At 38.1% G+C, this 10,351-nt stretch carries 11 protein-coding genes; 7 read left to right on the top strand and 4 right to left on the bottom strand.

From position 1 onward, the window contains the following. The first annotated feature begins 147 nt into the window (after positions 1–147). On the top strand, positions 148–588 hold the full coding sequence (locus tag AC25JC_RS13580) for a hypothetical protein (protein ID WP_111885342.1): 441 nt from the start codon (positions 148–150) through the stop codon (positions 586–588). Between the two features lie 72 nt (positions 589–660). Here AC25JC_RS13580 and AC25JC_RS13575 read toward each other — a convergent pair whose 3' ends face one another. Further along, positions 661–1,440: a ferredoxin--NADP reductase gene (locus tag AC25JC_RS13575; RefSeq protein WP_078189109.1), complete on the bottom strand. Its 780-nt coding sequence runs from the start codon at positions 1,438–1,440 to the stop codon at positions 661–663. Between the two features lie 106 nt (positions 1,441–1,546). On the opposite strand from AC25JC_RS13575, the gene tsaA reads away from it, so the two are divergent. Beyond that, on the top strand, positions 1,547–2,269 hold the full coding sequence (tsaA, locus tag AC25JC_RS13570; protein WP_486924238.1) for a tRNA (N6-threonylcarbamoyladenosine(37)-N6)-methyltransferase TrmO: 723 nt from the start codon (positions 1,547–1,549) through the stop codon (positions 2,267–2,269). Positions 2,270–2,289: 20 nt separating this feature from the next. Here the strand turns inward: tsaA and AC25JC_RS13565 are convergent, their stop codons facing one another. Continuing rightward, on the bottom strand, positions 2,290–3,279 hold the full coding sequence (locus AC25JC_RS13565; RefSeq protein ID WP_486924237.1) for a hypothetical protein: 990 nt from the start codon (positions 3,277–3,279) through the stop codon (positions 2,290–2,292). Between the two features lie 209 nt (positions 3,280–3,488). Between AC25JC_RS13565 and tfpB the strand changes: the two genes are divergently transcribed. From tfpB to AC25JC_RS13545, 4 genes are all read left to right on the top strand, one after another. Then, positions 3,489–5,246, top strand: coding sequence for a type IV pilus assembly ATPase TfpB (tfpB, locus tag AC25JC_RS13560; RefSeq protein ID WP_180108770.1), 1,758 nt, complete (start codon positions 3,489–3,491; stop codon positions 5,244–5,246). A 104-nt stretch (positions 5,247–5,350) separates the two neighbouring features. Continuing rightward, a complete protein-coding gene (locus AC25JC_RS13555) occupies positions 5,351–5,713 on the top strand; it encodes a NirD/YgiW/YdeI family stress tolerance protein (protein ID WP_168379331.1) in 363 nt (120 codons plus the stop codon). A 132-nt stretch (positions 5,714–5,845) separates the two neighbouring features. Then, positions 5,846–6,514, top strand: coding sequence for a response regulator transcription factor (locus AC25JC_RS13550; protein ID WP_180023970.1), 669 nt, complete (start codon positions 5,846–5,848; stop codon positions 6,512–6,514). A gap of 4 nt (positions 6,515–6,518) precedes the next feature. Continuing rightward, entirely contained in the window at positions 6,519–7,838 is a 1,320-nt protein-coding gene (locus AC25JC_RS13545; RefSeq protein ID WP_486924236.1) for a sensor histidine kinase, read from the top strand. 197 nt (positions 7,839–8,035) lie between these two features. On the opposite strand, the gene hemP is transcribed toward AC25JC_RS13545, so the two are convergent. After that, on the bottom strand, positions 8,036–8,206 hold the full coding sequence (gene hemP, locus AC25JC_RS13540; protein WP_078189103.1) for a hemin uptake protein HemP: 171 nt from the start codon (positions 8,204–8,206) through the stop codon (positions 8,036–8,038). 147 nt (positions 8,207–8,353) lie between these two features. Here hemP and AC25JC_RS13535 point away from each other — a divergent pair, with 147 nt between their 5' ends. After that, positions 8,354–9,253: an NUDIX domain-containing protein gene (locus tag AC25JC_RS13535; RefSeq protein WP_486924235.1), complete on the top strand. Its 900-nt coding sequence runs from the start codon at positions 8,354–8,356 to the stop codon at positions 9,251–9,253. Between the two features lie 546 nt (positions 9,254–9,799). Here the strand turns inward: AC25JC_RS13535 and AC25JC_RS13530 are convergent. Further along, positions 9,800–10,282 (bottom strand): tetratricopeptide repeat protein, encoded by a 483-nt coding sequence (locus AC25JC_RS13530; protein WP_486924239.1) that lies wholly within the window; start codon positions 10,280–10,282, stop codon positions 9,800–9,802. Positions 10,283–10,351 lie beyond the last annotated feature (69 nt).

Here is a 10,351-nt window from a genome sequence, read left to right as displayed (position 1 = left end):
GTAATCGAGGAAAAAGACTGGGCTTAAGATTCAATTTAATTGCGGGAATCTATAATTTAGAGCTGAGCAAAAAATGAATTATGAAAGAAGTCTATTATTAATTTTTAATTAAATAAATTAAAACCCAATATTTTTAAAAGGATAATGATGAAAGTTTTAAAAACGAATTTAATGCTTATTATGCTTTCAGCAATGAGTTTAATAGGGTGTAATACACATTCAACAAAAACTTATGTGTTGACGACAACATCTTATGGTTATGATGCAAGTTATATTCCATATATTGTTGAATTAAATGGAGAGGAGTTAGGTGGAGGGCTAGGTAGTGGAACGAAAAGATCAGCAGTGATAACAGGAGCTCAATATATTAAATGGGGAGAAGGTAATAGCTCTAAAAAGCATATTGCAACCAATGTCCCCACATTGACGAATGAAAATTTAAAAGATAAAAAATATTTAGCTGTACATATATATCCAGATGACAGTGTAGAAATTAATTTATCGAATGAATTACCTGATGCTACTGAGAAAGGTTTAGAGTGGAGAGCAAAAATTATTGATGAATTGAAGGTAAAAGAAGAAAAATAGCTGTATCAGTCATTAGTGGCATATAGATAAAAAAAAGCGCATGATGACATGCGCTTTTTAATTTTCAGCTAATTATTTTTCAACGAATGCACGTTCAATCACGTAGTCGCCTAGAACGCCCATCTTAGGAGATTCTTTCAGACCGTGCTGGTCAAGTAGTGCAGCAACGTCGTCTAGGAATGCAGGTGAACCGCACAGCATTGCGCGGTCAGTTTCAGGGTTGAAACGTGGAAGACCAATTTTTTCGAAAAGTTGACCAGATTCAATGGCAGTAGTTACACGGCCTTGAGTATGGAATTCTTCACGAGTTACCGTAGGGTAGTAAACCAATTTTTCTTTCGCGCCTAATTCACCAAAGAATTCGTGGTTAGGAATTTCATCTAAGATTAAATCTTGATAAGCCAATTCCGAAATGAAACGTGTACCATGTACAACGATGATTTTTTCAAAACGTTCGTAAGTTTCAGGGTCACGAATTACAGAAAGGAACGGTGCAAGACCTGTACCTGAAGAAAGTAGGTATAAGTTTTTACCAGGGTTTAAGTCATCTAGAACTAAAGTACCTGTAGGTTTTTTAGACACTAAAATTTCATCGCCAACTTTTACTTTTTGTAAAATAGACGTTAAAGGACCATCTGGAACTTTAATAGAGAAAAACTCTAATTCTTCTTCATAGTTTGCGCTTGCAATAGAATAAGCGCGCATTAAAGGCTTACCATTTACTTCAAGGCCGATCATCACAAATTGACCGTTTTTAAAACGTAACGCAGTATCGCGAGTGGTTTTAAAAGAGAATAAAGTGTCATTCCAATGGTGGACGTGAGTAATCTTTTCGACGTTAAAAGCAGCCATTAAAGGTCTCAATAAAATTATCAAATTAGAACAGCTTACTATTCTAATCTAAAATCATTCTCGATAAACTGAATATATTTAATTGAACTTATCAGAAAAAGTGATTATGTCTGAGCTTAAAATGCCAATTATCGGGTATATGAAATCTCCCTACCGAGAAAAGTTTGGTATTCCACGTCAGCCGAATTTGGTGCAAGTCGAATCTTATATTGAAATGGTGGAACCTTATAACGATTTATTGGCTTTCGAAGGGATTAATGATTTTAGTCATCTTTGGCTGATTTGGCAGTTTCATGAAAATAAAAATGCAAATTCGACAAAATTTCGTCCGCAAGTTCGTCCTCCGCGTTTAGGTGGTAATCAAAAAATCGGGGTATTTGCGACACGAAGTATGTACCGGCCGTCACCTATGGGCTTGTCGGTTGTGCAGCTCAAAGGGGTGAAAAAAGTCGGTAAATCGGTACGTGTCTATGTGGTCGGCAGTGATTTGTTAGATGGAACACCAATTTTAGATATCAAACCATATATTCAATATTCTGATGCAGTGATGGATGCGCAAAGTGGTTATGCGCAGGATGAGCCAGAAAGAAAATCTGTAATTTGGTCAGAAGCAGCAGAACTGCAAAAAAAACAGTTGATCGGTATGGGTTCTTTAGAGATGCAGACAGTTTTAGAATTACAAGAGGTATTATCTTTAGATCCACGACCTGCATATCAACAAGATGAGGAGCGTGTATATGGCATGTTGTTTGCTGGCTTGAATGTGAAGTTTAGGATTGAAAGTGAAAAAATTTTACTATTAAAAATTTTAAAATCTGAAAGAGAGTAATCTCTTTCAGATTTGCTAATTTACTTAATTAAATCATCAGTAATTGCTTTAGATGCAATGTTATTGAAGAGATAACATGAATTTTTTCTTAAATTTATTAGCTCTTGAATAAGCTTTTTCTCTTCATTTGTTGCATCTGCACTTATGTCTTCTAATTCTTTAATTTCATCTGCAAAAGTATATTCTGTACGTGAATCTATTAGGTTAGCCCAATAATATTTTGATTTATACGAGGCTACCCCATGATTGTCATTATACTCAGGGGAATATTCTAGATATGCCGTTGTATCTTTAAAATTATATTTTTTAATATTAGTGTTATCTTGTTGTGTTGAGTATTTAATCCATTGATTTTTAAGAATATTTTGCTGATATTCAGTGTCAGAATATTCATCATTATCTAATGATAGATAATCCTGATTATTTGTTTCACTTATAATTTGTAGACAGTATGAGCCTGTAGGGAATTTCTGCTCATTTAATTGCTTTAAGTAGCTCATTAATTGCTCAGGATATTCATAGGAATCATTAAGATTATTTTTAGCGATCCAGTATTCATTTGGTGAAACAATTTGCGCAATTGGTTGATTACTAATGTTGAGTATCTTAAAGTTCGTTGTTAATTTGAGGTCATTTGAACCAATACTTGAGTAAGGACTAAGAACCCAAGAGCTATTGTTCGTAACAACGGTGCCTTGATATTTTCCGTACTGATTATTTGTAGAACTTTGATCGTATACACCATTTTGAGTTACATAAATTTCAGAAAAAGTATCCTCGCTTTTAGAATAACTTTTACCATTATCAAGTGTTAGTGTATCTGAATAGTATTCAATATTATTAGTATTTAAATTGAAGTCTATAAAAAAATTTGACCACTGTTGGAAAGGTGAAGTAGTGATATTATTATTTTCACTATCATTAAATTTATCTGACGAACCTCCACCGCCACCACAAGCTGTTAAAATAAATGAACTTACAATAGCTGTGCTTAAAGTTTTAAATTTCATGTTACCCTCTTTAATAAATTATGAATTACGTCACTATTATTTGTGACTGTGGCATATAGTATAGAAAAATAGAAAAAAAGGTATGTTAAAAAATAACTAATTAAAATTAATAATTTAAGTTAAATTTAACTTAACGATTTAAGTGAAAATATTAAGTTTAACTATTCTAGTTTTGTTATAGTATTCCCTATGTTTGGGGACATATAACAATGACTTTTAATTTTGAAATCGATACATCGTGGTGTTTAGACCAATTACAAAAAGACGGCCGCATTACTGAAAGAGACAAAATGCTGATTCAAACCACGCACCGTCAGCGTGAACAGTTGAAATGGCATCCTTTACAATGGATTGCCAATTTTAATTTAGTCGATCAGAGTCATCCACAGTCTACTTTAACATTGAATAGACTCTGTCAATGGTTAGCAGAAAAGTCTGGTGTACCGTTTTATATTATCGATCCTTTAAAAGCTGATGTGCCTGCACTGACTGCAATTATGTCGCAAGAATTTGCAGTACGAAATCGCATTTTAGCGGTGGAATTGCAAAATGAGCATGTGCTGATTGCAACGGATCAACCTTATAAAAATGAATGGATTGCCAATTTAGAGAGAACAGTTTTACCACGCAAGATTCAGCGTGTATTGCTCAGTCCAGATCAACTACAGCGTTATTTGGTTGAATATTACCAAGTGAGTCGCGCAGTCAGTAATTCGCAAAAATCATCGAGTTATGACCGTGAAAATAAAGGCGTTGAAGCACTATTACAATTAGGTGATACACAAAATCCAGATGCCAATGATCAGCATATTGTGAAGCTTGTGGATTGGGTCTTACAGTTTGCCTTCGAACAAGGTGCAAGTGATATTCACCTCGAACCGCGTAAAGATACAGGAAAGGTGCGTTTTCGTATCGATGGCGTATTGCATACCATCTACAACATGCCTGCAAATACACTGACAGCTGTGGTTTCACGAATTAAGATCTTAGGTCGGATGAATGTGGCGGAAAAGCGTAAGCCGCAAGATGGACGTTTAAAAACCCGTACACCCAAAGGCCAAGAAACAGAGCTACGTTTATCGACGCTGCCAACAGCCTTTGGTGAAAAGTTAGTCATGCGTATTTTTGACCCTGAAGTCTTGGTACGTAGTTTCCAACAGCTCGGTTTTGAAGGGCGTCTGTTGGATGATTGGAAGGCCTTAACCAGTCATAGTCACGGTATTATTTTAGTGACCGGTCCGACGGGTTCGGGTAAAACCACCACGCTTTATTCATCACTCAAACAATTGGCAACCGAAGAAGTGAATGTCTGCACCATTGAAGACCCGATTGAAATGTTAGAGCCAAGTTTTAACCAAATGCAGGTGAATACAGGGATTGATCTAGGCTTTGCCGATGGTGTACGGGCTTTAATGCGTCAAGACCCTGACATTATCATGGTCGGGGAGATCCGAGATCATGATACGGCAAATATGGCAATCCAAGCTGCATTAACAGGTCATTTGGTGCTTTCAACTTTACATACCAATGATGCACCATCGAGTTTGACGCGATTACATGACCTAGGTATTCAGCCTTTTTTAACCGCAGCGACCATATTAGGGGTTTTGGCACAACGTCTAGTTCGTCAACTGTGTCCACATTGTAAGCGTGAGACTTTTATCAATGAACAAGAGTGGAAACATCTGACCTTTGATTATGCGATTCAAATGCCTGATTTTGTCTACGAAGCGGTGGGCTGTGATGAATGTCGTCAAACGGGTTATAAAGGCCGTGTGGGGATTTATGAATTTATGCCGCTCAGTATTGAGACCAAGCAATTGATTGGTGCTAATGCAGATCTAACCCAACTACGTACACAGGCACGTAAAGAGCATGTCGAGCCATTACGAATTGCAGGTGCGCGTAAAGTACTTGCAGGGGTGACGACTTTAGAGGAAGTCCTGCGTGTCGTACCGCTCAACTAATGGTTTGATCAAATAAATAAAAACGTCTCTTCAGCTTAAGATTCGACTCATCTTGCTTTGTTTAAATAGCGCTATCGAAATAGACAAAGTAAGAGAGATCGAAGATGAAAACATTCACTCAATTGGTATGTGGTTTAGCATTTGCAGGTGTGGCATCGGTTGCAGTCGCGAATACAGCAGTCAATCAAACAGCAGTTGCGCCGATGAAAACCACATCAGTGAAACATGCCTTAGGCTTAAAAGATGATAGTAAAGTTCAATTGAAAGGTTATGTTGTGAAATCGATGGGCGATGAAAAATATCAGTTCCGCGATAGCACAGGCAGCATTACAGTGGATATTGATGATGAACTTTGGCAAGGCAAAGCGATTTCAGCTAAAACACCAGTAACGCTCATTGGTGAAATCGACATTGATTACAAACCGACGAAACGCGTTGAAGTTGATGTCGATCAAGTAAAATTTTAATTTAGCCTGTCATTCAATACAGTGCTGCACTATAAAAAAACCACGGCTTGCTGTGGTTTTTTTATGATTTGAGTAGATATGAGCAAAAGTTCGATACACTGAAGTCGGAACCATAGAAATAGGGTAGGTAAGATGCGAATTTTATTGGCAGAAGATGATGCATCCCAAGCCGACAGTATAAAAACATGGCTTGAAATGGATGGCTACAGTGTTGATTGGGTTGAGCGAGGCGATCACGCTATTTTGGCTTTAGAACAACATCAATATGATTGCATACTTTTAGATCGTGGCTTACCAAAAGTAACTGGTGACGAAATTTTAAAACGTATCGTACAGTTGCATCCGCTTACACCAGTTTTATTTATTACTGCTCGGGACAGTATTGCAGATCGTGTTGAAGGTTTAGATCTGGGAGCCCATGATTATTTGGTGAAACCCTTTAGCTTAGAAGAGTTGTCAGCAAGGGTGCGTGCCCAATTACGCTTGCATCATCAACAGCGTGATAATTGTTTGACTTTCGGAGATTTAAGTTTAGATGTACAAGCCAAAACGCTGCGTAAAAATGCGGAATTGATTACGCTGACATCGCGTGAATATCAAATCTTGCATAAGATGTTGTTAAATCCTGAGCATATTATGACGCGTAGCCAACTCGAAGAATCACTCTATGCTTGGGGCGATGAAGTTGAAAGTAATGCGATCGAAGTTTTTATTTACCAATTGCGTAAGAAGATTGGCAGTGATTACATCAAAACCTTAAGGGGCTTGGGTTATCGCATGAATCTTCCGCAACAAAGTTAAGTCTATGAGTGATAAAAAAAGCATTTCTTTACAGTCGCAACTGATTAAAACTTCACTGCTCAGTGCAATTTGGGCGGGAGCAATCTCTCTGTGTCTGATGTTGGGATTTGGTCTGTATCACATCATGAGTGTACATGATGCCCTGATGGATGAAGTGGCTGATATGCTCACTGCTACAGATCTTACGCTGAAGCAGGACGAACAAATAGATGAACTGAGTGAAGAGTTTGATATGCAATATCAACTCATGCAAGGGTCGCAAGTCTTAACCACGTCGGAACAACACACAGCATTTGAACATCAGCTCAGTTTAAAACAAGGGTTACATTATCAATGGAGAGAAGGCGCGCTTTGGCGTAGCTATGCACTTCAGGACGATGGATTAACCGTACAAATCGTTCAACCGATGAAAACACGGCTCAGAGAAACGCTGCAGAGTGTATTAGGCTATGCAGGGATTTTGTTGATTGTCTGGTTGATCCAATGGCTATTACTACATATTTTGATTAAGCGTCAATTGAAAGTTTTACAGCTTTTTTCAAAACAAATCGCTGAAAAAAATGTAGATGACTTACAAGCCATTGTCTTAGCTGAACCTGTATTACTGGAACTAGAGCCGATCCAAACACAGCTGAACTTTTTATTAAACCGATTAGATCAAGCCTTAGAGGCGGAACAACGCTTTACCTCCGATGCCTCACATGAATTACGCTCACCATTGTCTGCGATTCAAATGCGACTTCAGGTATTAAAACGAAAATATCCTGACATTCAGCAGGATTTATTGAGCATACAGCACGATGTTAATCGAGGGACAAGGGTTTTAGAAAATCTACTGATTTTGGCGCGGCTCGACCCGACGCAATCGGAGCAATTAGATAAAATACAAGACGACTTAGAACAGCTGAGTTTACAAGTCCTTGACGCTTTACAGCCGTTTATTGAAGAAAAACAGATCGAATTAAAGCTACAGACCCAGTCTGTACAGTTTGCTATGAACGCAGAGTTGATGTTTAGCTGTCTACGCAATTTAGTCGATAACGCCATCCGCTATAGTCCTGAGCAAGGACAGGTCCAGATTGATTTAACGGTAACAGCGCAGCAAGCGATTTGGACGATCGAGAATCAAGGTGCAGGACTGACAGCCGCAGAATTGCAACGCATTGGCGAGCGGTTTTACCGCGTATTGGGAACGAAGACGCAAGGTTCAGGTTTAGGTATTTCAATTGCCCAAAAAATTGTACAGTTACATCAAGGCCATTTAAGTGTGGATGCATCTGAACTGGGTGGCTTAAAGGTACAACTCATTTTTCCAATCCGCTAAAAACATAATTTGCCCTATTGAATTTGAGAGAAAGAGTATTGTGAGAGGAAGATGAGTGTTGCGATTTAAATTAAATTTGAGTAGCTATAAAGCTTAATTTAACTAAGTACAAAACTTAAAAAGCAGTAAGCGAATGGCTTACTGCTTGTGTCCACGATTATTTTTATTGCGCTGATAATTATTATTTTTATCAGAAATTATTTGGTCAAAATAAGGCGATTATTTCGTGTTAAACGTAGTCGATATTCTTCACCTGCATGCATAATGCGAATTTCACGTCCTAAGGCAAAAAGGTTGTTTGAATGTAGCATTGGCAGCGAGTGGTGTGCTTCATTGCTACGAGTAAAAAGGCTAAATGGTGCGTTCATTCCGTCGACTCCGTGGTGTATTTTTGAATGGTTTAAATGATAATCATTATCGAATAGACCTGTCAACGGTAATTTTAGGATTTTATAAAAAAGATAAATTTGCTTACACTTGGTTATCAATCGGAACAGAGTAGAGAGCAGGGAACTATGTCTAAACCGCAAATTGATGTCGCCATTGCGATTTTATTGCATCAAGACAAAGTACTGGTGGGTTGGCGTGAAGCAAAACAACATCAGGGCAATAAACATGAGTTTCCGGGTGGTAAAGTCGAGCAGGGTGAAAGTCCTGAACAAGCGTGTCGTCGTGAAATTTTTGAAGAGGTTGGAATTGGTTTACATGACTGGCATGCTTTTGATTTTATTCAACATGAATACGATGATGTTATTGTGAAATTGCATTTATTTCATGCCACCGTCCCGCATGCGTTGCTGAATGAAATCCAAAAGCCATGGGCCTGGTATTCGCGTCAACAACTTATGAGTTTGAATTTTCCAAAGGCCAATCAAGCTATTTTGCAGCGCTTATATTGGCAGCAACAGATCAAAATCACCGCCGATCTACCAACATTTGAAACGCTTCAAGAGACGCTGTTGTATTATTGGCGAGTCGATGCCAGCGCAGAAAATGCAGAGGCATTAAATCAATTACCTACCGTGATTTTAAAGCAATTGATAATTAATGAAGATCTATGGTCATTACTCTCTACAGAGGTGCAAGCACATATTTCGGCTTTACATCTTAAGCAGCACCAATTGCTGAAAAAAAATAAAGGTGATTTACAGCTTGGGAAGCGCTATATCGCAGCTTGTCATGATCAAGTTTCTGCGCTGCATGCGCAAAAAATTGGCTGTGAGGCTATTTTTATGAGCCCAGTTCTGGCGACACAAAGTCATCCAGAGGCGCAAGGTATGGGATGGGCGCATTTTTCTGAGATTGCACGAAGCATAGAAATCCCTGTTTTTGCTTTAGGTGGCATGCATCCTGAATTGCTACCTATTGCACAGCAGCATCATGCTTATGGGGTGGCAGGTATTCGCAGTTTTTAGAAACTAGAATGTGTATATTGAATTAAATTTGTATTTGAAAGTCGTTATGTAAAATTCAGTGAAGGTTGGTTAGAAATAGACTTACTATTTGTAAGCTATAACTGATGTTACGCCCATAAAAAATAATTACGCATTTTTTAAATGATTTTTAAACCGATACGACGGAGTCTTAAATCTAGAGATTGAGTAAAGGGATTAGCCTTCGGCTGGAGGTACTCTTACGAAACGATGCTTCTCATTAGGCAAAATGAGAAGCGTGCTTCACAAGGAAACCATCTTGCGGTACAATGCACCTCACTGACAAAACTCGTTCACTAGCGTCAATTTATCCAAAGTATCGCAAAAACATTTTTAAATAGATGTAGTCTTGTCTCAAACGCTTGCAGATGACGTTACCGTGTATCGTACTTTTATTTAGATCAAATTATGCTTCTGATGTTACTGCGTAACATTATTTAATAATAACTATGAGAAATAAACTTACTTTTAGTATGTTTTAAATGAAAAAGCCTGATCTCAATTAAGAACAGGCTTTTTTATGGGTGCTTAAAGAGCTTTGATGGCTTGTTGGGCTTTTTGAATGGTGCTGCTTTTCTTTTGCATTTGACCAGCTTTTAAAACAACATTCCAAAGCTGTTGTTTCATCGGCTTGGTTTGAGCATAGCTTAATCCACGCAGTGCCAACGATTCTGCATTCGCAGGTTGATTTTTTCGATTGGCGATCATTGCCAAATATAAAAAAGTTTCCGCAGATTGTGGTGCCAAACGCTGTGCTTGAGTTGCCGCACTTTCAGCTTCATTCCATTTTCCTTTGGCATAAGCGGTTTGCGTAGTTTGCATCAATTTTTTGAATGCAGGTAAGTCACGACCATCATCAAACTTTTGAATTTGGGTTCTTTGTTCAGGAATAACGATACGTTGACGCTTAATTTCTGGATGGTCATATGGCGTAATAATGACCCCAGAAGGGTCATGGATATCTGCCTTTTTTTCAGGTGCAGCAGGCGGCTTTTGCTCAGGTTCGATCATGGTTTGGCAACCTGCCAAAATAATCGTCAAAACGCTCAGAATACTGAACGTTTTTAAAACTTTAATGTT

Source organism: Acinetobacter sp. P37, assembly GCF_057480965.1.
This window is presented reverse-complemented; position numbering and strand designations above follow the sequence as displayed.